The organism is Blattabacterium cuenoti (genome assembly GCF_014251655.1).
In the GTDB taxonomy this organism is placed as follows: domain Bacteria; phylum Bacteroidota; class Bacteroidia; order Flavobacteriales; family Blattabacteriaceae; genus Blattabacterium; species Blattabacterium cuenoti_I.
In genome coordinates, this window is the sequence record NZ_CP059225.1 from 1 (window position 1) to 26368 (window position 26368).

20 protein-coding genes and 1 other RNA gene are annotated in these 26368 nt (G+C 24.4%); 11 read left to right on the plus strand and 10 right to left on the minus strand.

Annotated elements, in window-relative coordinates; genetic code table 11:
- From nusA to aspS, 3 genes are read left to right on the plus strand one after another with little or no spacing between them, the layout of a single operon-like run.
- Positions 1-1254 carry a transcription termination factor NusA gene (gene nusA / locus H0H63_RS00005; protein ID WP_185858524.1) on the plus strand — a complete coding sequence of 418 codons (1254 nt, stop codon included), beginning with the start codon at positions 1-3 and terminating at the stop codon, positions 1252-1254.
- A gap of 29 nt (positions 1255-1283) precedes the next feature.
- Positions 1284-3872 carry a translation initiation factor IF-2 gene (infB, locus tag H0H63_RS00010; RefSeq protein ID WP_185858525.1) on the plus strand — a complete coding sequence of 863 codons (2589 nt, stop codon included), beginning with the start codon at positions 1284-1286 and terminating at the stop codon, positions 3870-3872.
- A gap of 8 nt (positions 3873-3880) precedes the next feature.
- On the plus strand, positions 3881-5581 hold the full coding sequence (gene aspS / locus H0H63_RS00015; protein ID WP_185858526.1) for an aspartate--tRNA ligase: 1701 nt from the start codon (positions 3881-3883) through the stop codon (positions 5579-5581).
- Here aspS and H0H63_RS00020 read toward each other — a convergent pair.
- Together H0H63_RS00020 and H0H63_RS00025 are read right to left on the minus strand one after the other, a co-directional pair.
- Complete coding sequence (locus H0H63_RS00020; protein WP_185858527.1) at positions 5570-6067, minus strand: inorganic diphosphatase; 498 nt, start codon at positions 6065-6067, stop codon at positions 5570-5572. The genes aspS and H0H63_RS00020 overlap by 12 nt on opposite strands.
- Before the next feature lie 4 nt (positions 6068-6071).
- Complete coding sequence (locus H0H63_RS00025) at positions 6072-7283, minus strand: dihydrolipoamide acetyltransferase family protein (RefSeq protein ID WP_185858528.1); 1212 nt, start codon at positions 7281-7283, stop codon at positions 6072-6074.
- An 85-nt stretch (positions 7284-7368) separates the two neighbouring features.
- Here H0H63_RS00025 and H0H63_RS00030 point away from each other — a divergent pair, with 85 nt between their 5' ends.
- Positions 7369-8901, plus strand: coding sequence for an NAD(P)H-hydrate dehydratase (locus H0H63_RS00030; RefSeq protein WP_185858529.1), 1533 nt, complete (start codon positions 7369-7371; stop codon positions 8899-8901).
- Here H0H63_RS00030 and lnt read toward each other — a convergent pair.
- The 7 genes from lnt to H0H63_RS00065 all read right to left on the minus strand — a co-directional run bounded on the left by lnt (position 8886) and on the right by H0H63_RS00065 (position 16514).
- Positions 8886-10538 (minus strand): apolipoprotein N-acyltransferase, encoded by a 1653-nt coding sequence (gene lnt / locus H0H63_RS00035; protein WP_185858530.1) that lies wholly within the window; start codon positions 10536-10538, stop codon positions 8886-8888. The two genes, H0H63_RS00030 and lnt, sit on opposite strands and share 16 nt — an antisense overlap.
- Positions 10539-10552: 14 nt before the next feature.
- Positions 10553-10959: a transfer-messenger RNA gene (ssrA, locus tag H0H63_RS00040) on the minus strand.
- Positions 10960-10998: 39 nt separating this feature from the next.
- Positions 10999-12234 carry a rod shape-determining protein RodA gene (gene rodA / locus H0H63_RS00045; protein ID WP_185858531.1) on the minus strand — a complete coding sequence of 412 codons (1236 nt, stop codon included), beginning with the start codon at positions 12232-12234 and terminating at the stop codon, positions 10999-11001.
- A complete protein-coding gene (gene mrdA / locus H0H63_RS00050; RefSeq protein WP_185858532.1) occupies positions 12218-14122 on the minus strand; it encodes a penicillin-binding protein 2 in 1905 nt (634 codons plus the stop codon). Before mrdA ends, rodA begins: the two co-directional genes overlap by 17 nt.
- On the minus strand, positions 14106-14633 hold the full coding sequence (locus H0H63_RS00055) for a hypothetical protein (protein WP_185858533.1): 528 nt from the start codon (positions 14631-14633) through the stop codon (positions 14106-14108). The genes mrdA and H0H63_RS00055 overlap by 17 nt, the downstream gene beginning before the upstream one ends.
- Positions 14633-15460 (minus strand): rod shape-determining protein MreC, encoded by an 828-nt coding sequence (mreC, locus tag H0H63_RS00060; RefSeq protein ID WP_185858534.1) that lies wholly within the window; start codon positions 15458-15460, stop codon positions 14633-14635. Before mreC ends, H0H63_RS00055 begins: the two co-directional genes overlap by 1 nt.
- 13 nt (positions 15461-15473) lie before the next feature.
- Positions 15474-16514 (minus strand): rod shape-determining protein, encoded by a 1041-nt coding sequence (locus H0H63_RS00065; RefSeq protein ID WP_185858535.1) that lies wholly within the window; start codon positions 16512-16514, stop codon positions 15474-15476.
- 91 nt (positions 16515-16605) lie between these two features.
- On the opposite strand from H0H63_RS00065, the gene folK reads away from it, so the two are divergent.
- From folK to H0H63_RS00100, 7 genes are read left to right on the plus strand one after another with little or no spacing between them, the layout of a single operon-like run.
- Entirely contained in the window at positions 16606-17109 is a 504-nt protein-coding gene (folK, locus tag H0H63_RS00070) for a 2-amino-4-hydroxy-6-hydroxymethyldihydropteridine diphosphokinase (RefSeq protein ID WP_185858536.1), read from the plus strand.
- 24 nt (positions 17110-17133) lie between these two features.
- Positions 17134-19335, plus strand: coding sequence for a putative LPS assembly protein LptD (locus H0H63_RS00075; RefSeq protein ID WP_238784405.1), 2202 nt, complete (start codon positions 17134-17136; stop codon positions 19333-19335).
- A complete protein-coding gene (locus tag H0H63_RS00080; protein WP_185858537.1) occupies positions 19332-19727 on the plus strand; it encodes a Rid family detoxifying hydrolase in 396 nt (131 codons plus the stop codon). Before H0H63_RS00075 ends, H0H63_RS00080 begins: the two co-directional genes overlap by 4 nt.
- Positions 19728-19737: 10 nt before the next feature.
- Complete coding sequence (locus tag H0H63_RS00085) at positions 19738-21402, plus strand: OstA-like protein (protein WP_185858538.1); 1665 nt, start codon at positions 19738-19740, stop codon at positions 21400-21402.
- Between the two features lie 17 nt (positions 21403-21419).
- The gene (locus H0H63_RS00090; RefSeq protein WP_185858539.1) at positions 21420-22613 is read left to right on the plus strand and encodes an aspartate aminotransferase family protein; all 1194 of its coding nucleotides are present in this window, start codon (positions 21420-21422) and stop codon (positions 22611-22613) included.
- A gap of 14 nt (positions 22614-22627) precedes the next feature.
- Positions 22628-23374, plus strand: a complete 747-nt coding sequence (gene truA / locus H0H63_RS00095; protein ID WP_185858540.1) for a tRNA pseudouridine(38-40) synthase TruA — start codon at positions 22628-22630, stop codon at positions 23372-23374.
- Positions 23375-23378: 4 nt separating this feature from the next.
- The gene (locus H0H63_RS00100; RefSeq protein WP_185858541.1) at positions 23379-25133 is read left to right on the plus strand and encodes an ABC transporter ATP-binding protein; all 1755 of its coding nucleotides are present in this window, start codon (positions 23379-23381) and stop codon (positions 25131-25133) included.
- Here the strand turns inward: H0H63_RS00100 and H0H63_RS00105 are convergent.
- The gene (locus H0H63_RS00105; RefSeq protein WP_185858542.1) at positions 25130-26362 is read right to left on the minus strand and encodes a peptidylprolyl isomerase; all 1233 of its coding nucleotides are present in this window, start codon (positions 26360-26362) and stop codon (positions 25130-25132) included. The genes H0H63_RS00100 and H0H63_RS00105 overlap by 4 nt on opposite strands.
- Between the last annotated feature and the right edge of the window lie 6 nt (positions 26363-26368).

Here is a 26368-nt window from a genome sequence, read left to right on the forward strand (position 1 = left end):
ATGGATAATGAAGCTTTAATAGATTCTTTTTCAGATTTTAAATATGAAAAAAATATAGATAGAGTTAGTCTTATGGCTATTTTAGAAGAATCAATACGAAGTGTATTAAGAAAAAAATATGATTCATCTAAAAATTATGACATTATTGTAAATCCAGATCAAGGAGATTTAGAAATATGGAGGAATCGTATTGTAGTACTAGATGGAAAAGTAAAGGATCCCAATAAAGAAATTGAATTATCTATAGCACGTAAGATAGAACCTGATTTTGAAATAGGAGAAGAAGTAACAGAAAAAGTAGAGCTACGAACTTTGGGAAGAAGATCTATTTTATCTTTGAAACAAAATCTACTTTCAAAAATCAATGAATATGATAATACCAATGCTTATAAAAAATTTAAAAATAAAGTAGGAGAAATAATGAATGTAGAAGTATATCATATTCTTGCAAAACAAATTATCATGAGAGATGAAGAACAAAATGAAATGGTTTTACCTAGACAAGAACAAATTCCAAGTGATTTTTTTAGAAAAGGAGATCCAGTTAAAGTTTTAGTAAAGAGAGTAGAATGGAGAGATAATAAACCTTTTGCTATTCTTACTAGAAAAGATGAATCTTTTTTAGAGGAACTTTTTAAGTTAGAAATACCAGAAGTTTCTGATGGTTTAATTACAGTAAAAAAAGTAGCACGTATTCCAGGTGAAAAAGCTAAGGTTGCTGTAGAATCTTATGATGATCGTATTGATCCTGTTGGAGCTTGTGTAGGAATGAAAGGGTCTAGAATTCATCCTATTGTCAGAGAATTAAGAAATGAAAATATAGATGTCATTAATTATACCTCTAACACTCAGTTATATATTACTAGAGCCATCAGTCCTGCTAAAGTTTCTATGATGGAAGTAAACGAAGAATACAAATATGTTAACGTATATGTAAAACTAGAAGAGATTTCTAAAGCCATTGGAAAAGGAGGTCAAAACATAAAATTAGCTAGTCAATTAACTGGATACAAAATACATATATTTAGAGATTTTCCTTATGAAGATGACGTTGAATTAATAGAATTTTCTGATGAAATAGATCCAAAAGTATTGGATAAATTTCATAAAGTAGGTTTAAATACTGCAAAATCTGTTTTAAATTATAGAAGAAATGACTTAAGTAAACGTACTAATCTTGAAGAAAAAATAATCAATAAAGTAGTTTCCATATTAAAAAAAGAATTTGAAGAAGAATTAAATATAAATACATAATTATTTTATTTTTATTAATACATTCTTATATGACGGATAAAGATAAAATCAGATTAAAAACAGTATTAACCAAATTTAATATCTCTTTACAAAGAGTAGTTAATTTTTTACAAAAAAAAGGAATTAAAATAGAACATAATCCTAATACTAAAATAGAAAAAAAGGTCTATAAATTTATTATGAGAGAATTTAAAACTTATAAAGAAATCCGAGAAGAATCTGAAAAGGTTGTTTTGCAAAAAAGAATGGAAAAAGAAAAAATAAAAGAAGAATTACTGAGATCAAAACATATTTATGCTACTAAAATTATACGTGATAAACCAGAAGAAGATTTAATTGAATTCAAAAAGATAGAAATAGAAAATAGTAAAAAATATGATAATCAAGAAGAAAAAAAAAATAAAAAATTAGAACAAAAAATAGAAAATAAACTTACAAAAAAACCTGAACATATTGATACTATTTATCATAAATTAGATGGAGTAATATTAACAGGAGATAGAATAGATTTATCTCAATTTGAAAAAAAGAGAGTAAAACAAGAAAATCATATCAAAAAAAAACGAAAAAGAATTAAAAAAGAAATTATTGTTGATGAAATAAAAAATTTTCCTGTAGAAAAAAAACAAGATAAGGAAAAAGAACGTTTTTATTATGAAAAAAGAATAGAAAAATCAAAAGAAAAAAAATATTCTAAAAAACTAGAAATTACTGAAGAACAAATAGAAAAGCAGATCAAAGAAACTTTAGAAAAACTATCCTACAAAGGAATAAAATCAAAAGCTTCAAAAATTAGAAAAGAAAAACGTCAACAAAAAAAAGAAAAAAGACTTTTACAAAATGAAATAGAACATGAGAATAAAGAAAAAGTATTAAAAATAGCTGAATTTACAACTGTAAATGAATTAGCATCTATGATGAAAGTAAACGCTACAGATGTTATTGTTTCTTGTATGTCTTTAGGAATTATGGTTACCATGAATCAAAGATTAGATGCTGAAATATTAACTTTAGTATCAGATGAGTTTGGATATAACGTAGAATTTATCGGATTAGATTTAGAAGAAGCAATACAAGATGATAAAGATTTGGAAGAAAATTTACATCCTAGACCTCCAATCATTACTGTTATGGGCCATGTAGATCATGGAAAAACATCTCTATTAGATTATATTAGAAATACTAATGTTATTGCTGGAGAAGCTGGGGGTATTACTCAACATATAGCGGCATATAGTGTAGAATGTTCTAATAATCAAAAAAGTATTACTTTTTTAGACACTCCGGGTCATGAAGCCTTCACTGCTATGCGAGCTAGAGGAGCTCAAATTACAGATATAGCAATTATAGTTATTGCTGCAGATGATCAAGTAATGCCACAAACTAAAGAAGCTATTAGTCATGCTCAAGCAGCTAATGTTCCTATTATATTTGTGTTTAATAAAATGGACAAATCAAATGCTAATCCTGATAAAATAAGAGAACAATTAGCAAATTTAAATATATTAGTAGAAGAATGGAGGGGAAAATATCCTACTCAAGAAATATCAGCAAAATTAGGAACTGGAATTCCCCAATTATTAGAAAAAGTACTGATAGTATCTGAATTATTAGATTTAAAAGCTAATCCTAATAAACCCGCTGTAGGAACTGTGATAGAAGCCTCTTTAGACAAAGGAAGAGGATACATAACAACCTTACTATTGCAAGGAGGAACATTAAAAGTTGGAGATTATGTATTGGCAGGAAGTCATCATGGAAAAGTTAAAAGTATTTTGGATGAAAGAGGAAAATCCATTCCATCAGCAGGACCTTCTAAACCTATTACTATATTAGGACTAAACGGAGCTCCTACTGCGGGAGATAAATTTAAAGTATTTATAGACGAAAAAGAAGCAAAACAATTGGCTTCTAGAAGAGAACAATTACAAAGAGAACAAAATATACGTGCTCAAAAACATCTTACATTAGATGAAATAGGAAGACGTATTGCACTAGGAGATTTTAAAGAACTCAAAATTATTCTTAAAGGAGATGTAGATGGTTCAGTAGAGGCTATTACTGATGCACTTCAAAAATTATCTACAAATACTATCATGATAAATATTATTTATAAAGGAGTAGGTCAAATCACAGAATCTGATGTATTATTGGCAAGTGCTTCCGATGCTATTATAATAGGATTCAATGTTCGTCCCAATATTGGAGCAAAAAACATAGAAAAAAAAGAAGATATAGAAATACGAACTTATTCTATTATATACGATGTTATTAATGATATTCAAGAAGCTATCGATGGAATGCTTATTCCTGAAATAAGAGAAAAAATATTAGGAAATGCAGAGATAAGAGAAATATTCAAAATTCCGAAAATAGGAACTATAGCTGGATGTATGGTCATAGAAGGAAAATTATCAAGACAAGCAAAAGTAAGATTAATACGAGAAGGAATTGTTATCCATAATGGAGAATTTACTTCTATGAAACGTTTTAAAGAAGATGTAAAAGAAGTTTATAAAGGATATGAATGTGGATTAAGCATAAAAAATTATCATAATCTAAGATCCGGAGATATTGTAGAGGTTTATGAAGAATTAGTTGAAAATAATAAAAACTGATAAATTTTATGTATAGAACACATAATTGTGGAGAACTGTGTAAAAAAGATATTGGAAAAGAAGTTATTTTATCTGGATGGATTCAAAACATAAGAGATTTAGGATCTTTATTTTTTATAGATATTAGAGATTATTTTGGAATTACACAACTTATTTTTACAAAAAAAAAGAAAAATATTTTTTTAGAAAAAGAGTTTTTAATTAAAATCAAAGGAAAAGTAATAGAAAGATTATCTAAAAATTATAAGATTCCTACAGGAGAAATAGAAATTCTCGTATTTTCCATAGAAATATTAAACTCCTCTATTTCCATTCCTTTTAGCATAGAAAATGAAAAAGATGGAACTGAAAAAGTTAGAATGATGTATAGATACCTTGATATAAGAAGAAATACTATAAAAAATAATTTAATTATTCGTCATGATCTCACTTTGGAAATACGAAATTTTCTTTCTAGAAATGGTTTTCTAGAAATAGAAACTCCTATACTTACAAATTATACTTCAGAGGGAGCTAGAAGTTTTGTTGTCCCGTCTAGAACACAAATCGGAAAATTTTATGCATTATCTCAATCTCCTCAATTATTTAAACAATTATTGATGATAGGTGGGATCGATAAGTATTTTCAAATAGTAAAATGTTTTAGAGATGAAGATCCTCGTTCTGATAGACAAATAGAGTTTACACAAATAGATTGTGAAATGTCTTTTGTAGAAAAAAATGATATATTAATTTTTTTTGAAAATTTTATAAAACATTTATTTAATAAAATCAAAAATATTCAACTTGAACCTTTTCCTTCTATTTCTTATACAAATGCGATAAAAATGTATGGAACGGATAAACCTGATCTTCGTTTGGATATGTCTTTTGTTGAACTAAATCATTTAGTGAAAGATATTAATTTTTTAAAAGACCAAGAATTGGTTATAGGAATAAAAGTCAAAGAATTTGTTCATGTAAATGATTTTTTAATCAAATTGAAAAAAGTAGAAAATAAAAATTTTTTATGGATTCATATACAAAATAATAAAGAAGAAAAAAATTATATTTCTTCTAATCAAGATTTTAGTAAGGAAAATTTACTACTTTTTATCAAGTATTTTAAGGCTAGTCCTGGTGATTTATTATTTATTTATTTCGGAAATAAAAAGGAAACAAGAGAAAAACTTAGAAAAATACGTTTTAAAATCGCTCATCATTTGAATTTAATCAATCCTAAACTTTTTAAACCATTATGGATTATAGATTCTCCTCTTTTTGAATGGGAAGAAAAATATAAAAGGTATAAATCAGTACATCATCCGTTTACTAGTCCAAAAGAAGAAGATATTCATTTATTATTAGAAGAAAAAGATCCAGGGACTATTCGGTCTCAATCTTTTGATTTAATTATCAATGGAATAGAGATTGGAAGTGGATCTATTCGAATTCATAATAAAAACGTACAAAATTTAGTATTTAAACATTTAGGATTATCAATAAAAGAAATAGAATCTCAATTTGGTTTTTTTATAAAAGCTTTAGAATATGGAACTCCTCCTCATGGAGGAATAGCTTTTGGATTAGATAGATTAATTAATCTTTTGGAAGGGAATGATAACATCAAAAATTTCATAGCCTTTCCAAAAAATAATTATGGAAAAGATTTAATGATTAATGCTCCATCTTTTTTAAAAGATGAAAAATTAAATAAATTACATTTTTGATAAACAATTTTTATATCGTAAACAAGATTCTTGATATACTGATACAGCTTTTTTTTGATTTTTCCAATCTCCTATTTTTACTTTTTTGTTTTCTAAATCTTTATATACCATAAAAAAATGTTCGATTTCTTTTTTAATATGTAATCCAATTTCGTCAATATTGTTTATAGTATTATAATTAGGGTCAGAAACTGGAACAGTCATCATTTTTTCATCTTTTCCTTTTTCATCTGTCATGAAAAAAATCCCAATAGGTTTTACTTTTATTAAACAACCTGGAATTGTAGGCTCAGTTAAAAAAACCAATACATCTAATGGATCTCCATCCATAGAAAGTGTTTTTGGAATAAAACCATAATCTGTTGGATAACTCATAGGAGAATATAAAACTCGATCTAATCGAATAAGATTATTTTTTTTATCAAACTCATATTTATTTCTACTTCCTTTTGGTATTTCAATGAGTACATCAAAGTTTACTTCCATATTTTTATATTATTGTTGTATAACAGTTAAATTTTTCTAGATATAAAGCTACTCTTTTTGCAAAACGACCACCTAATTCTCCATCTATAACACGATGATCATAAGAATGAGATAAATAAATTTTATGTCTGATTCCTATTAAATCTCCTTTTGGGGTTTCTATAATTGATAATTTCTTTTGAATTAATCCTATAGCCATAATAGCAACTTGTGGTTGATGTATAATTGGAGTTCCAAAAAGATTACCAAAACTACCTATATTACTGATAGTATAGGTTCCACCTTTAGTTTCTTCAGGTTTTAATTGATTAGATTTAGCTCTTTTTATTAAATCGTTGATAATTTTTATTAATCCTCCTAAATTGTAGGAATCTGCATGTTTAATTACTGGAACAATTAAATTACCGTTAGGTAAAGCTGTTGCTAATCCAATATGGATATTTTTCTTTCTTATTATGTTTGTTCCATTAATAGATATATTGATCATAGGAAGATCTTTTATCGCTTTCACTACGCATTCTACAAAAACGGACATTAAAGTCAGTTTTTCTCCCGTATTTTTTTGAAAAGTCTCTTTCATTTTTTCTCTCCATTCTACAACGTTTGTAACATCTGCTTCAACAAAAGAAGTTACATGTGCAGATATATTTTTACTTTTAATCATATGTTCTGCAATGATTTTACGCATTCTATCCATTTCTACAATAACTTCTTCGTTTTCTTTATCATTGTTTTTTTCACATGATAAAAAAATATCATCATATTTAGGAGAAATTATTTTATTTTTTTTTATACTCTGAAGATAGTTTAATATATCTATTTTAGTAACTCTTCCTTTTCTTCCTGTACCTTCTATAGAGTTTAGTTCATAAATGCTAATCCCCTCTCTATGAGCAATAGTACGTACAAGAGGAGAAAAATATTTTTTATTTTCAGAAGAAAATATATAATTCTCTTTTATAGAAAAAATTTTTTCTTCCGTCTCTAAAATCGCTATTGATTTACCAATTTTAGCTATTTCATTAGTAGCTAATAATTTCTTTTTTAAGATACCATTAACCGGAGAAGTAATTTCAGAATCTACTTTATCCGTGGCTATTTCTACTAAAACGTCTTCTTTTTTTATGGAATCTCCCTCTTTTTTTAACCAACGAATGATAGTAGCCTCAGCTATACCTTCACCCATGGCGGGGAGCCTTAAATTATACTCTTCCATATAGATTAATCGTTTTATATTTGCAAATTAGGGATCAGACTTCATACATAAAATAAAATCAAAAATAATAAATTCATTTTAAAAAATGAAAATTCTTTCTTTAAATCAAATCAAAAAAATGGATCAATATTGTATTGATTACGAATCAATTTCTTCATTAAAATTAATGAAACGAGCAGCTAAAAGTTGTTTTAATTGGATTATAAATTATAAATATTTTCAACTTAAAAAAGTTCCATTTATAGTATTAGCAGGAAATGGAAATAATGGAGGAGACGGACTTTATTTAGCTAAAATGTTATATTTATATGGAGAAAAAGTTTCTGTATACATAATTAATATTTCTAATCATTATTCAAATGAATTTTTAATCAATAAAGAGGAAATATTAAAACATAAAATAGGATTGAAAATTATTTGTGAGAAAGATCAATTTCCTTGTTTAGATCCAAATAGTTACCTTATTGATGCTATTTTTGGTATAGGATTAAATAGAAATATAAATCAATATTGGAAATCTTTTTTTCATTATATCAATAAAAATCAATTTAAATCAGTGATATCTATAGATATTCCTTCTGGACTTTTCATGGAAAAAAATCATGAAGATTTTAAGGGAATAATTAAAGCGAATCATACTTTAACTTTTCAAGTTCCTAAACTCCCTTTTTTTTTACCTACTTATGCTGATTATGTTGGAGAATGGTCTATATTAAATATTGGATGGAAAGATCATTTCTTTCATAGAATACATACTAAAAAATTTTATATAGATAAAAGGTTTATTAATTCTATATATATATTATATAAAAGAAATAAATTTTCTCATAAAGGGAATTATGGCCATGGAATGATTATAGGTGGTAGTTATGGTATGATGGGATCGGTTGTACTTTCTGCAACAGCAAGTCTTCGTACTGGAATTGGAAAATTAAGTATTTATGTTCCATTTTGTGGATATGAAATCATACAAAATTCTATACCAGAAGCAATTGTTAAAACAGACAAATATAAAGATTGGATTGGAAATATTATTGATGATATTGATCATATTAATGCAGTAGGAATAGGAATAGGAATGGGGAATCATCCAAAAACTGCATATGCTTTGGAATCTTTTTTTTTAAAAAAAAAAAAGATTCCAATGGTGATTGACGCAGACGCTATAAATATAATGTCCAATCATATCTATTTATTAGATTATCTTCCAGAAGGAAGTATTATTACTCCACATCCAAAAGAATTTTATAGATTATGTGGCCCATGGAAAAATGATTATAACAAATTGGAAATTTTAAAAAAAATATCTATAAAATATAAAATATTTATTGTTTTAAAAGGCGCTCATACTGTAATTTCAACTCCTCATGGAGAATTATATTTTAATAGTACTGGAAATCCAGGGATAGCAACATCTGGTAGTGGAGACGTTCTTACCGGTATGATTCTAAGTTTTTTATCTCAAAAATATACTCCTAAAGAAGCCTGTATTATGGGAGTATATTTACATGGATTATCAGGAGATATAGCTGTTTTATCAAAAAAATTAAGTAAAGAATCAATCATATCTCGTGATATTATCAATTATATAGGAAAAGCTTATCATGAAATAAAATAAACTAACTGATATATGTTATATATTATTGTGTATAATAATATTATTATTAGGACTAATAAACTTATTTTAGCAATAAAATCTCCATGTTTTATATAAAAAGTATGATTTTTATTCAGATATATTTTTTGGTATAAAATCCCTTCCTTTCCATAAGGAATAGATGATGTGATATCTCCTTTTTCATTGATGAAACAAGAAATACCTGTATTTGCAGATCTAGCTATCCACTTTCTATTTTCAATAGCTCTCAAACGCGCATAAAACATGTGTTGTTGATGGCCTTGAGTCTGTCCCCACCATCCATCGTTAGTAATAATAATCATAAATTCAGCATTTTTTTTTCTAAAAAAATTAGAGACATATTCCCCAAAAACAGATTCATAACAAATAATCGGAGCTATTTTGATTCCTGAAAAAGGATGATGAAAAACGGTAGGTTGATTTTGTTTTCCAAGTTCCATTACGGTTCCACCCAAATTCAGTAAAATATTTCCTAATATAGGATAAAAAATCTTTTTATAGGGAAAAGTTTCTACCGCTGGTACTAACTTAGATTTATGATGATATTCTATATTTTTGTTAGTTCCTATTTGAATAACTGAATTAAAAATATCTATCCATATTTTTGTATTCTTATTAGTAGAAACAGGTATTGAAGTTTTACTTATATTTTTTTTATATAAAGTAAATAATTCTATTCCTGTTATAAATACGGTTTTGGGTGATTTTTTTATCAGATAATTTTTAAAAATAGAGATGATTCTATTTTTACTTATATTTTTTATGGATATTTTGCTCGATTTTCCAGGTAATGTAGTTTCAGGAGCTATTATGACTATGGATTTTAAAGATATTTTCTTATTTATTAGTTTTTTTAATTTTAAAATTAATTTTTGTGTTGATATACTATATTTTTGATTATATGGATCTATATTAGGTTGTAATATTAATACGTCTATAAATTTTTTATATTTTTCTCCTTCATATTTGAAATATATAATATTAGAAACCAATATTAATAAAAAAATTTTTCCTATGTTAAGTAAAATTTTTTGATATAAAAAAAGTATTTTTCTATTCTTTTTGTATTTTATAATGGATTCGGTGAATCCAATATTAACGATCCATATCCATAAAGTTCCTCCTAAAGTTCCAGTATATTCATACCATTGAATCCATTCTATACGATTGCAAAAACCATTTCCTAAGTTTAACCATGGCCAAGATAATTCCCATTCTAAATGTATTTTTTCAAATAAAATCCATAAACAAACTAGAAATATATATCCTATATTTCTACTTTTTACATATTTCTTTATCCATGAATAACATATAAAAACCATTGACATAAAAAAAGAATTCAGGAATACAGGAATTAAATAAGCTTCTATTGCAAAAGATCCATTAGTTTGTTTTGTATAGGATAACCAACATGTAGAAATAGCATTCCATGTGAAAAAAGTAACAAAAGAAAGAAAAAAAATGTAAAAAAAAGAATGATTTAAACTATTTTCCACATATAATAAAGGAACAAAAGCAATAAATAAAAAAAACGGATTACCATTAGTAGGCCATCCTAATCCTAATAAAATCCCTGAAAAAATACTGTAGATAAAAAATTGAATCTTTTTATTCAAATTAAAAAAAAAAAAAATGGAGCTGGCGGGGTTCGAACCCGCGTCCAAACAAGTAGTATAAAAAATTTCTACATATTTATCCAAAATAAATTTTATCCATTTTTATTTAAGTTTTGGATCTTAAATAAAAACTTAAGATTCAATATTTTTTCAGAAAACTTAAGAATCATTTGTTTTCTTATCCTTACTTAATATTAGTATTTCTATTAGAAATTGTAAGGATCAATTTCATAAGAAATATTTTGCTTCTGCATTTTTTTTGCAGATTAAGCTATTTTGAACACAAATTCATTAAGCAGCAAAAGCGTATTGTTTTTCGCCATTTGTAATTTGTAACGATTGATTAACGTGTAATACCTTACGTAACACGATATGCTTTTTTTTATAACTTATTCTTGTTGTCAAATCCAAAATCAGCCCCAATGTTAATTAAAAATTTTCCTAAAATTAGGAAATTTTTTCATATTAAACTAATTTGATCAAATGCATCTATTCGTATAAATATAAATAATAAAATAGTAAAAGACCAAAGAGATGAACCTCCATAACTAAAAAAAGGTAAAACAATTCCTATTGTAGGAAATAACCCCATTACCATTCCTAAATTAATAATGAGATGAATAAAAATAATACTTCCAACTGAATATCCAAAAATTCTTCCAAAAATATCTTTTTGTCTTTCCGATAAAAAATAAATACGACTAATAAATAACAAATAAAATATTATGAATAGGATACTACCTATAAAACCCCATTCTTCTCCTACAGTACAAAATATATAATCAGTATGTTGTTCTGGAACAAATTTTCCTTTTGTTACCGTTCCTTTCTTATATCCTTTTCCAAAAAGTCTTCCAGAGCCAATAGCTGTCTTAGAATATAATAAATTATATCCTACATTATCTCTATATTTTCTATCAAATTCATTTTTAAATATAATATTGATTCTATCTTTATGATGTTGTTTCAATAATTTTTGAAAAATAAATGGAGAAAATATGGAAAAAATAGAAAAACCGATAAACAAAAATATATAAAAAAAGAAATCAAGAAATAATATGTTCTTCTTTACAAAAAAAAGAAAAGTTATAAATAAAAACAATATAACAATAAAAGGAGATACACTTAATGAAATAAAAAACAGAAAAATAGAAAATAAAAAATAAAATATAAAATAAAAAGATAAACCTTCTCTATATAAAGTTAAAATGAAAGAAAAAAATACTATGGATGAACCTGGATCTGGCTGAAAAAATATTAGAGTAACAGGAAAAACTAATATAATAAATATATATAATAATGTTTTATTATTATTTTTTATATTATCTCGACTCAAAATATGAGCTATCATTAAAGATGTTGATATCTTAGATAATTCAGAAGGTTGAAAACTAATAGGCCCGAAAACATACCAAGATTTGGAGCCATTTATATTTTTACCAAAAAAAAAGACTCCTATTAATAGAAGTAAGGTTAACAAAAATAAAAAAGGAGTAAAAGATTTATAATGAATTGGTTTAAATAAAAAAACAAAAAATATAAAAATAAAACTTAATAAAATCCATATTAATTGTTTTTCTGCTTTTTCAGAAGAAACGGAATATAAATTTATATATCCAAAAAAAATAAAAAAAACATAAATGATTACAATCCACCAATCTATATTTCTTAATAAGATTTTATTTCTTTTTATCAAAAGAATTTTTTGTATAAGAATTATTCAATTTTTTCATTTTTGCTATACGATCATATACATTTTGTAATCCTGAGGTTAGAATTTTTTTTTCTAGACTTTTTCTATCCACATGATTTCTTATATATTTTTCTGCAATGAGACTAGCTATTGGACCAGCCCAACGAGATCCGTATCCTCCATTTTCTATGATAACAGAAACGGCTATTTTAGGATTTTTTACTGGAGCAAATAATATAAAAATAGAATGATCAGGTAATGATATTATTTTTTTATTAACTTTAATAAAATTTTGAGAGGTACCTGTTTTTCCAGCCATTCTAATATCAAACGATTTAAAACTTTTTCCTGTTCCAATTATAAAAACTTTTTCCATTCCATTTATAATTAGATCAAAATATTTACTTTTTACTTTAGTATACTTAGCTTTAGTATAATTAGGATTACATATAGGTTGATGATTGATCCGTTTAACAATATGTGGAGTATAGAAAAAACCTTTGTTTGCTATAGCACAAACCATATTTGCTAACTGTATAGGAGTAACATTAATTTCTCCTTGCCCAATACCATTGGAAATAATAGTTATAGCATTCCATTTTGTTATTCCATATTTTTTATTATAATAATCTCCAGAAGGAATTACTCCTTTTTCCCCTGTTGCTAAATCATTATATAAATAATTACCAAATCCAAAACTTTTGATAATATCACTCCATTCATTTACTCCTTTAGTAAGATTTTTAGGATATTTTTCAATAACTCGTTTATAAACTTGTGCAAAATAATTATTACAAGAAACAGCAACAGCTGTTTCTATTCCTATGGGTAATCCATGAATCCCAGAATGACAATGGATCCTTTTTTTTCCATATTTGAATCCTTTATAACATATAAAAGTCGTATTAATATCTACTACTCCCATTTGAAGACCAACTAATTCCGTTAATAATTTAAATGGAGAAGCTGGAGGATAACGAGCTTGTGTTGTTCTATCAAATAAAGGATTATCTATCGTATTTTTCATTAATTTTATAAATTCTTTAGATCGATTCATTCCTACAAATAGATTAGGATTATTTATAGGACTAGACACTAAGGTTAGTATTTCTCCATTTTTAGGATCTATTGCAACTATCCCTCCTTTTTTTTGATACATTAATTGTTCTGCGTAATTTTGTAAATTCCAGTCAACAGTCAAAGAAATATCATTTCCTCTAATAGCTTTTATATCATTTTTACTATTATTATAACTCCCTATGATACATCCTTTTCTATTTCTTAACCAATATTTTATACCCTTTTTTCCTCTCAATATTTTTTCATAAGATTTTTCTACTCCAGCCCAACCAATAAAATCTCCTATTTGATAATAATTAGATTCTTTCTTAATATCTTTTGGAGTTACTTCCCCTATATATCCTAAAATATTAGAAGAACTTTCTACTTTATAATCTCTAAGAGAACGTTTTGTCCAATCAAATCCTTTATATTTATAAAGTTTTTCTTGTATAGTAGCGAATTTCTCTTTTGAAATAAAAGGAAGAAAAACAGATGGTAAATATTTAGAATAAGCCGCGGCTTTTGATAATTTTTTATAAAAAGTATTTGTTGTAATTCCTACAAGATCACAAAATTCTATCATATTAAAACGTTCATCTACAAGGATAGGAATTACTATTAATTCATAAATAGATTTATTAAAAACTAGTAATTTGTCATTTCTATCAAAAATAGATCCTCTTTCAGGTATAATAATTTCCTGTTTAATAGAAGTATTAAAAGCATTAAGGATATACTTTTCCGTATAGATTTGTAGATAAAATAATCTAGCTATAAAAATGAGCCCTATAGTACCTAACAATAGGTAAAATCTATGTAATTTTCTCAATGTTTCGTTTTTTTTTCAAAAAAAAATATACAATACATAAAATTGTTGTAAAAATACTATCAAATATTGTTCTTAATAAAAGAATGATACTAAAAGCAGTTCCCTTAAAAATTTTTAAGATTAATAAGGAAAAGTGATGTATCAATATCAATGAAAAAATATAAAATGTTTTTCTAATAAAAGGTAATTCATCAATTGAGAAATCCTTTCTATTTATAATAAAACTTTTCCCATCAAAAAATTGTAATAGTTTTCGTCTTAAAAAAGCAGATAAAGTAGTGGAAAAAGCATGAATCCCTCCTGTATTTAAACAATTGTCTATAATATAACCAATAAAAAAAGATAAAAGTAAAAATAAAACATTATTTCCATTATATGGATATACTAATATAAAAAGGATGTATATATAAGAAAAACATCCTATAAAAGAAGGATTCAATATCGATATTTGAATTAAACAAAGAATAATAATATAAAATATGGAAACAATAAAATATTTGACTAAATTCATTATTTATTTTCAACTTTATGAACATCTGTCCATTCTTTTTTTAATAAATTTTTAACTACATAAGCATTTTCTATAGTAGAAAAATCAGCCATAAGTTTTACTTTTATAATATAATTAGCATGTGTTTCATCTAGTTGATAATAAGATACTATTCCAATAGGAATTCCTTCAGGAAAAGTTGCAGATTTTCCATCTGTTTCTACGATATCTCCTTTATGTATAATGGAATATCTGGGTATATCATATAAAACAACATGTTTATGATCTAATCCATTCCAACTTAGAATTCCAAAATATTTATTTTTTTTTAATCTAGCATTTACTTTAATTTTTGGATTTAAAAGAGAAATAGCGATGCTAAAATTTGGAGATGTTTTAATAATAATTCCTGCAATTCCATCGGATAATATAATTCCCATATCAGATTTTATTCCATCTGTACTTCCTTTATTAATAGTTATATAATTTTCTTGTTCATGAATGCTGTTATTTATAATTTTTACAGGGGTAAAAGTATATTGCTGTATATATTCAATATTTTCTTCTTTAAAATCTTTAGATATTTTTTTTATTTTATAAGATATTTGTGCATTTCGTAATTTTTGATTTTCATTTAATAGTCTTTTATTTTCAATTTCTAATAAAAAATAACTATGTAATCTAGAAATAGTTTCATAAATTTTTCCAATCATAAAATTGGAAGATCCTGAATAAATATATTGTTGAAATTTTGAATTAGAAAAAGAAAGAAAAATAGCGAAACATTCTAATAGAAGGAAGAAAATCAAGAAACGCCATTTTAAAAAAAAATTGAAAAATTCACGCATAAACTTTTTTTACCTATTTCATTAAAAATGTAAATTTGTCAATGTTTTTTAAAGCGACTCCAGTTCCTTTAACTACAGCCCTTAAAGGGTCTTCTACTAAAGAAACGGGAAGGCCCGTTTTTTTAGATATTCTTTTATCTAAACCTCTTAAAAGAGAACCTCCACCTGCCATATAAATTCCTGTTTTATAAATATCTGCAGCAAGTTCTGGAGGAGTTCTTGAAAGAGTTTCCATTACAGCATCTTCAATCCGTAAAATTGATTTATCAAGAGCAGGAATAGTTTCTTTATAAGAAAGATTTATTTCTTTTGGTTTTCCTGTTGGAAGATCTCTTCCTTGTATATGAATATCCTCAGGAGGGTTTTCTAGAGATTCCATTGCAGATCCTATATCTATTTTGATTTTTTCCGCTGTTCTTTCTCCGATATAGAAGTTATATTTAGAACGTAAAAAATATGCTATATCATTAGTAAAAACATCCCCGGCTATTTTTATAGATTTTTGACAAACTATTCCACCTAAAGCAATAACACCACATTCTGTAGTTCCTCCTCCTATATCAATGATCATGTTCCCTTCAGCTTTAGTTACTGAGATTCCAGATCCTATAGCAGCAGCCATAGGCTCTTCAATTAAATATACTTCTTTAGCATTAAGATGTTGAGCAGAATCTTTTACTGCTCTTTTCTCTACTTCTGTAATTCCGGATGGAATGCAAATCACCATTGTCAATGATGGAGTAAAAAATTTATTATTTACACCTGGAATTTTATTGATGAATTCTCTGATCATAAGTTCTGCTACTTGGTAATCTGCAATAACTCCATCTTTTAATGGCTTGTATATTTTGATATTTTCATGTGTTTTTCCTTGCATTTTTTTAGCATCTTCTCCTACAGCTAATACTTTATTTGTCCTGACATCTATAGCTATTATTGAAGGTAAATCGACTATAACCTTATTATTATGCATGATAAGGGTATTAGCTGTTCCTAAATCTATAGCGATCTCTTGAGTAAAGATATTTTTCATAAAATCTATTACTAATCCCATGAATATTTTTTTTTACAAGAATATATCCCTAAATTTAAAAATAAAATTACAGTTTTTCAGTATATTAAATGTTTCATAGAAATTTTTTCTTTTGAAGGAACATGATATTTTTTTATTACAAGGAAGTAACAAAGAAAATAGAAAAAAATATTTGGATGAATCTATAATTTTAATATCCAATAAAATAGGAAAAATTATTAAAAAATCTTCATATTTTCAAAGTGAAGCTTGGAATATGAAGAATTCATCTTATTTTTATAATAGAGTTTTACATATAAAAACTGATCATTCTCCTATTGATCTTTTAGAAAAAATATTTGATATAGAATATCTTATAGGAAGAAGAAGAGATTCCATAATAAAAAAAGAATATAAAAATAGAGAAATAGATATAGATATTTTATTTTATGATCATATGATTATATGTAGTTCTACATTAACTATTCCACATCCTTTATTGCATTTACGAAAATTCGTTTTATTACCTATGTGTGAAATTAGTCCAAATCAAAATCATCCTATATTTAATTTGACTATTTTAGAAATATTAGGATCATGTATTGATAAGTCATATGTAAAAAAATTAGATTATTAAAATAGATTTTCATTCGTAAAAATTATGAATTTTTTAATTTCTATTAATATTAGAATGATATTCTTTATTTTTTTATTCGTTTTTTATGTTTATGCAAACGATAATAAAAAAAACGAAAATATTATCTTTCCTAATTTAGAAAATAAGTTATATAAAGATATTATAAAATATGATTCTAATATCCAAGAACATAATATAGAAAAAGGGATTTCTTATTTAAAAGGAAAAGCTAACATAGAATATAATGATACAAAAATTAAAGCAGATTATATTGAATTTAATTGGAAAAGTGGAGATATACATGCTATTCAAAAAGAAAACCCTATTGTTGTAGAACAAGGAAATCATAAATATATTTCCAATAATATTTACGCAAATTTAAAAAGTAAAAAAATAGAAATCAAAAATTTTTATGTACAAGAAAAAGATTATATAATTATAGCCAATAATATTATAAAAAAAGATAATAATATAAGTTTACTAAAAAAAGTAACATACATATCGGATCCTTTTTTTATAAAAAAGAAAGATAATCATCCTGATTTCTACTTACAAACAGATTACATAAAATATTTTAATAATAATACTAGAAAGTATATTTTATCCGGACCAATTTTTTTTTATTGGTATCAAGTTCCTATGCCAATATTTTTTCCTTTTTTATTTATTCCTTTTAAAAAGCAACATAACGAAGTTTCTTACGGAATAATGTATCCAAAATTTGGAATCCAAAATAATAAAATTTATATAGAAAACATAGGATTTTTTTTTCCAATTTATGATTTTATTAATTTCAAAATATTTGGTTCTATACATCATACTAATAAATGGAATTTAAAAACAAAAATAGAATATAAATTGAAATCATCTTATCATGGTTATTTTAACTATCAATATACGGTAGAAAATAAATCCAATTATCAATTTCAATGGAAACACATACAAGATTTTAAATCCGGTTCTAAAATCAATTTTAATGCAAATATTAATTATAATAAAAATATCTTATTTACTAATCATGAGAATGAAGATTTTTCATATATCCATATAAGAAAAAAATTTTCGAATTATTTATTATTTATGGATGCATATATGATACAAGAAAATGATAATCATAAAGTAAAAACAAGATTTATAATTCCAGAGTTCATATTTCATATAAAGGATTCTACTTTTGGAGAAAACTATTTTTTACGTCATATAAAAACGGATAGCAAAGTATCTATTCATAATTTAATGGATTATTATTATCAAAAAATATCTTTTCAGACAATATTAAATCATCAGATGAATATGTCTATTTATTTTCCTTTTTTTTATCCTTACGTAAAAATTGTACCAAAATTATTTTTAGAAGAATTTTATACATGGAAATATCTAGATTTTTATCCATCTTTTTCAAGTTTTCATCAAATAGATTTTTCAACTGATATCATCATTATCCCTTTTTATGGGACTTTAAAATTAAAGAAAAATAGTATTTTTTTGGAACATAAAATAGATCCTATGTTATCTTTTCATATAAGATATTTTCCTAATGTTTTTCATAATGTAAAAAGTCATTTAGAAAAAACAATAAATCTTATATTGAATAATAATTTAGATATTCAATTCAATAAATATAAAACAATAAGAATTATTAAAAATTTAAAGACTTCCTTTATTATTAACCCTAGTTTTATCAAATGGAACAATCTTTTGTTAAATGGAAAAATAGAACTATACAATGACTTGGAAGTCAGATATCAAGGAGAGATTAATTTTGAAAAAGAAAAAAAGATGCATCTCTCTTTTTATTGTAATTATAATTATGATACTAATTTTTTTCATGGAAAGAATAAATACAATAAAAAAGGAGAAAATCGTTATGATTATTTTTTTTTCGATAGAAAAAATTATGCAAAATATCCAATTCCGTTTAATTTAAAAATCGATTTTCAATCTAATTATATATATATCAACAAAAAAAAATCATTTGATACATTTTTATGTATCAATGGATCCATGAAAATTACAAAATATTGGAAAATTGATATTAATGTAAAATATGATTTATACAATAAAAAAATTATATTTTCTAATATTACTTGTTATAGAGATTTAAGGAGTTTCAAAATGAGTTTTAATTGGATTCCTATGAATAAATGGTCTTTTTTTATAGGAATTAAAGATAAAAATTTAAGTGATTATATTCAATATAATGAAAAAAAATTAGATGACCGATGAAACCAAAAAAGTTTTTAATAGAAAAAATTCCATCTTATGGACCGTATAGTACATGTATTTTTGTAGAAAATTTTTTATTTGTTTCTGGACAAATAGCAAATATAGAAGTAGAATCTGAAACGAATAAATTGATTCGAAATTCCATAGAAATGGAAACAAATTATGTAATGAATAATTTAAAAATTATTCTTTTAGAAAATAAAATGGGATTTCAAGATGTTATTAAGACTTCTATTTTTGTAAAAAATATGAATGATTTCTCTATAATAAATGAAGTTTATTCTAGGTTTTTCAATAAAGGAGATTATCCAGCCAGAGAAACTGTTCAGGTTTCAGGATTACCAAAAAGGGCTAATGTAGAAATATCTTTAATAGCATACAAAAAAAAATAGAATAAAAATTGTGAAATATTGTTTTTTATTTTTTTTTTTTTTTATTTTTCTTTATGAAGGATTTTCTTCTAATTTTTATAAAAAAAAAATAAAGTTAATTCATGCTGATTGTATAGAAAAAAATAATAATGAAAATTCTTTTTTTTTAAGAGGAAATATTCATATAAAATATCATAATTTACATCTATTTTGTGATAAAGCCATTTATAAAAATAATGAATTTTATGGCTCTGGAAACGTTCAATTACAATCAGGAAAAGAGAAAATCATTTCTAAAAATATATATGTGGGAAAATATTTTCATTATTTAAAATTATCTGGAAGAGTAAGGTTCAATCAAGGTAAAAAAAAATTAATAGCTGATACAATAAATTATAATATTAGAAAAAAATTACTACAAGCTGTAGATAATGTAGTTCTATTTTTTGATAATGAAAACATAAAATTAACTACTAATATGTTAGAATATAATTTAGAAATAAAAAAAATTTTTTATAAAAATGGCGGAATTATTTATTACGATGAATATACTATATCTAGTAAAGAAGGTTATTTTTCTGAATCAGAAAAAAAGGCTGAATTAAAATATGGAATAAAATTGATGAGTAAAAATTATACTTTATATACAAAAACATTGGAATATTTATTTATAAAAAATCAAATAAATTTTGATGATCCAATTCTTATAAGACAAAATAAAGATATAAATAATTTTTTATATGCTCAAAAAACACTATTTTTTCTTCATAGAAAGATATTTGTTTTTAAAAAAAACATTAGTATTCATTATAATGGAAAAATTGTAAGAGGAAAAAATTTATTTTTTGATCAAAAAAAACAAAGTGGATTTCTTAGAGATATTTTTTTAGAAGATTCTAATAAAAAATATTTATTGATGGGAGGATCTGTAAACTTTAATTTGAATCATGGTTTTTTTCTTTTAAAAGAAAATCCTAAAATCATAAAAATATTGAAAAAAGATTCAGTTATTATTGATTCAGATACTTTAAAAATAAATTTAAAAAAAAATTCTATACATTTAATTCAAGCATTTTCTGTTAAAATTTTTTTTCCAAATGAACAAATTCAAGGAAAATGCCAGATTTTTAATTTAGATTTTTCTAAAAATTATATTCAACTTGATGGAAATCCTATGTTTTGGTTTCAAAATAAGCAATTTTCCGGAAATTCTATTTCTATTCATTTTGAAGAAAAAAATTATTCAATAAAATATATAAATATTATAAAAAATGCTTCTTATATAGAAAGAATAAATTTACAAGAATTCAATCAAATAGAAGGACAAATAATGATTGGTTTTTTTAACCAAAAAAATACTTTGAAAAAAATTATAACTAAAGGAAATACTAAAATCCTAATCTTTATTCCTACTTATAATGGAAAAAAATGGATTCATAAATCTTTTTGTGAAAACTTATATATAGATTGGAATGAAGAAAAAAATATAAAAAAGGTTTTTTTTACGGATAGATCCCATTCAGAATTAATTCCCGTAGATAAAGATACTCCCAAAAAATTTTTTTTTCTTCCTAAATTCTATTGGAAAGAAAAAGAAGAAACGCCCAACATAAATAAAATTTATAAAAAAATAGAAAAATACAGAATACAAAATCTATTAGAACAAAAAGAAATAAAAAAAATAATAAAAAAATAGAACTAAATTCTTCTTTTATGAAAGAAAAAGAATTAGAAAAGGACTTCCTTCAGTATCAAACTCAGGTTAACCCTTATCCTATGAAAATTATAGTGGATTATGCTGATGGAAATTATATTTATGGAAAAGATGGTAAAAAATATTTGGATTTTGTATCAGGGGTCTCTGTCAATGTACTAGGACATGGAAATAAAAAAATAAAAAAAGCCATAAAAAAACAAGTAGATAAATATCTACATACTATGGTGTATGGAGAATTTATACAAAGCCCTTGTGTTATGCTTTGTAAAAAAATATCGGAAAACACTCCATATCCACTGACTTCTACATATTTATTGAATTCAGGTACAGAAGCTGTAGAACTAGCCTTAAAAATAGCAAAATGTTATACTGAAAAAGAAAGAATAATATCTTGTAAATGGTCTTATCATGGTAGTACCCACGGATCATTGAGTATTATGGGATATGAAAATAAAAAGAGACCTTTTAGACCTTTACTTCCTTTAGTAAAATTTATAACATTTAATCATATAGAAGATTTGATCTCTTCTATTACAGAAAAAACCGCTTGTGTAATTTTAGAAACCATTCCTTGTTCTTATGGAATTATATTACCGAATAATGATTTTTTAAAAAAAGTTAAAGACCAGTGTTATAAAAAAAAAGCTTTAATGATATTAGACGAAGTTCAAACTGGATTTGGAAGAACAGGAAAACTTTTTGCTTTTGAACATTATGGGGTAATTCCTGACATTTTGGTCATGGGAAAAGGAATGGGAGGAGGAATGCCTATTAGCGGATTAATTTCATCCAAAGAAATTATGAAAACTTTTTTGGATTCCGTTCCTTTAGGACATTTAAGCACTTTTGGAGGAAATGCCGTATCGGCTTCAGCTTCTTTAGCTACTTTAGATCAACTTGTAAATTCTAATATAATGGAACAAGTATCTATGAAAGAAAAGTGGATTAGAAAATATTTAGTTCATGATAAAATAAAAAGTATTAATGGAAAAGGGCTCCTTTTATCTTTTGATCTAGAAAATCCAAATTTATCGGAAAAAGTATTCAAAAATTGTATAAAAAAAGGATTAATTTTATTTCGTTTTCTATTTAATAGTCATGCTTTACGAATTTCTCCTTCATTAACTATTACAAAAAAAGAAATTCAAAAAGGATGTTCCATTATTGTTGAATGTTTAAATAAAATTTAAAAAAAATAATGTAATTGAGATTTTTCATAGAATTAGCTTATAATGGAAAATATTTCTATGGATGGCAAATACAAAAAAAAGTAAATACCGTAGAGGAAAAATTGGAATACTGTTTATCCAAATTATTAAAAAAATCGATCAATGTAGTAGGAGCTGGTAGAACAGATAAAGGAGTGCATGCCAAACAAATGTTTGCACACTTCGATTATGAAAAGAAAATAAGTACTGATCTTATTAGGAGAATAAATATTTTCTTACCAAAATCTATTAAAATATATAGGATATTTCCGGTAAAAGAAAATATTCATGCAAGATTTCATGCTATTAAACGAACATACAAATATTACTTAATACGTGAAAAAGATCCTTTTTTAAAAGATTTTTCTTGGTATTGTTTTTATCCATTAAATATTGAAAAAATGAATGCGGCTTCCAGTAAATTAATGCAATATAAGGATTTTAGTTCTTTTTGTAAAAAAGGATTTTCTGAAATAGGAAAAAATAATATCTGTCAAATAAGTTATGCTTTTTGGTCGGTTCATAACAATATTTTATGTTTTACTATTGAATCCAATAGATTTCTAAGATCTATGGTTAGATTTATTATTGGAACATTGATTGATGTAGGAAGAAATAAAATTAGTATTTGTGAATTCATAAAAATTATAGAATCCAAAAATTCTAATTTTTGTAGTCCAATAATTCCTGCACGTGGATTATTTCTTACAAAAATTACTTATCCAGAAGATATTATCCTATGAAAAAATGAAAAACAATTTGAAAAATAAAAAATCTTCTCTAAAACAACTTCTTAAAATTAGTTTGGATTATAAATTTATACTAGTATCAACAATCATTACTTCTATATTGATATCCTTCATTTCTGCTTATCGTCCTAAATTAATACAAAAAGCGATAGATTTTCATCTTATTTATAAAGATTTTTTTGGACTAAAAAATATATTAATGGTGATTGTTATACTTCTTTTTTTGGAAAGCATTTTTCATTTTATTTTATTGTATCTTTCTAATGTATTAGCTCAAAACGTTATCGAAAGAATTAGAATTCTTTTATTTAATAAACTACTACATTTCAAAAATTCTTTTTTTAATAAAACTCCAATAGGAAAACTGGTTTCTTATTCTGTATCTGATATAGAAACTATAACTGTCATATTTAATGATGGAATATTACTTGTTTCAGGAGATGTTTTAAAAATTATCATGATTATAATTATGATGTATACTGTCCATCATCAATTATTTTTTATTGTTTTTTTTACAATTCCTTTTATGTATATCATTATACGATTCTTTCAAAAAACATTAAAAAAAACTTTTCGTGAAGAACGTATTCAAACATCTCTTTTAAATAGTTTTCTACAAGAAAATATTATAGGAATGTCTATTATTCAACTTTTTCATAAAGAAAAAGAAGAATATATAAAATTTAAGTCTATTAATAAAAAATTAATGAATGCTCATTTTAAAACCATTTTTTATTTTTCTGTTTTTTTTCCTATAGTAGAACTAGTTTCTGCAATAACTATAAGTATAGTTATTTTTTATGGAGGATTTCATGCAATTGAAAAAAGAAATATTCAACCAGGACAAATTATTGCTTTTATTTTTTTTATATATCTTCTTTTTCGTCCTATGCGACAAATAGCAGATAGATTTAATATTATACAAAGAGGAATAGCAGGAATAGAACGTATATTTTCTATATTAAATAATTATGAGGATATTATTATTAATCAAGGAAACTTACGTTTAAAAAAATTAAGAGGACATATTGTATTTAACAATGTTCATTTTTCTTATCTTGAAAAAGAAACAGTATTAAATGGAATTTCTTTTGAAATTAATCCAGGAGAAAAAGTAGCTATAGTAGGATCTACAGGTTCAGGAAAATCTACTATTACTCATTTAATTTCTAGATTGTATGAAATAAAAAAAGGGATCATTTATATTGATGGACATTCTATTCAAGATATTGAACTTAATAATCTTAGATCTCATATAAGAGTTATTACACAAGATACTTTTTTGTTTAATGATTCTATTGTAAATAATGTTACTTTAGGAAATCCTTCGATAAGTATTGAACAAATAAAAAATATGGCACGAAAAATAGGAATCCATAGGTTTATAAAATCACTTCCTAATGGATATCAGTATATTGTAAAAGAACGAGGAGGTTTGCTTTCTCTTGGAGAAAAACAATTAATTTCATTTTTAAGAGTTCAAATGCATCCTTATTCTATACTTATATTAGATGAAGCTACTACCTCTTTAAATAAAGAGTTAGAAAAAAGGATCTATCATGCTACAGATTTTTTAACTAAACATAAAACTTCTATTATTATTACTCATCGCATTTCGACATTAGAAAACGCAGATAAAATATTAGCAATTGATAAAGGATGTCTTGTAGAACAAGGCTCTCATGAACAATTAATTCAATTAAATGGTTATTATGCTGGTTTGTATAAAGAATCTTTTAGTAAAAAAAATTAAGTGCAATTAATTTTTACATAGGTTTTTTTTAATATTTTTTTTGCCCAATTTTTTATTTCATCTTCTTTTTTTACATTTATTACAAAATTTTTTAATCTTGTATAATCTTTTTCAAAAGAAATAGGATAAGAAGGAACTGTGTCTAATAATTTTACTATTACAAATACTTCTTTATTATTCATAATTTCTTTATAAGGATTAGATATTTCTCCTTTTTTTAAAAAAAATAATATTTTTTTCATCTTTTCGGAAAGATGAGTTTCTTCAATACAAATTTTATTCCGTACTATATAACTAAAAATTTTTTCATTATTATGATTAGACATGTTTTCTAAACATAATCTCTTTTTAATTATTCCTTTTCTAATAGACTCTGCAAATAATTTTGTTTTTTCTAATTCATATTTTGTATATTTAGGTTTAATAAGTATATGTTTTATATCAATTGCATCTTTTCTTTTTTTTTCTAGTTTTATTAAATGAAACCCTAAATCTGTTTCAAAAGGTTCAGATATTTCTTCTTCTTTCAAAGAAGAAATAACATGTTTAAATTCTTTTGGTAAATCATTGATTTTTATTCCTTTCATTAATCCACCATGTAATGCAGTTTTATTATCTTCTGATAATAAAATAGCTTGTGTAGAAAAATCTTCATCAGTATGTATTTCTTTTTTTATTTTTTTTAGGAAGTTAAGAACTTTATTTTTTTTCAATGAACTCCATTTTGGATAAAAAACTATATAAGAAATACATGTTTGTTTAGGAACAAAAAGTATTTTGTTTTCATTTTTAAGAAAAAATTTTCTTACTTCTTCAGGGGTCACATCCACAGAATCCGTAATTTTTTTATGTAAAATTTCTATATATTGTTGATTCTTAATAATTTCATTTAATTCTTGTAAAAATTCTTTTTTTTTAAACTGTGTTGTTATCAATTCTTCTTGATCGACATATTTTTTCTTCATTTCTGAAAAAAAAGATTGAATCCGTAATTGTAATTCTTGGTCACTTATTTGTATACTATTATCTTTTTTTGCATAATCAAGCATTAATTTCTGAATGAGAAAATGATTGAAAGCATTACAATCATAATTTTTTATTTCAGAGTTTAAAATAATTTCATTTCCTACTACAGCAGCAATTCCTCCTAATTTATCTAACCCATAAGAAAAATAACTATATATTAATGTAGTAAATAAAAAAAAATAATAAAGACACTTTTTTATCATAGATAT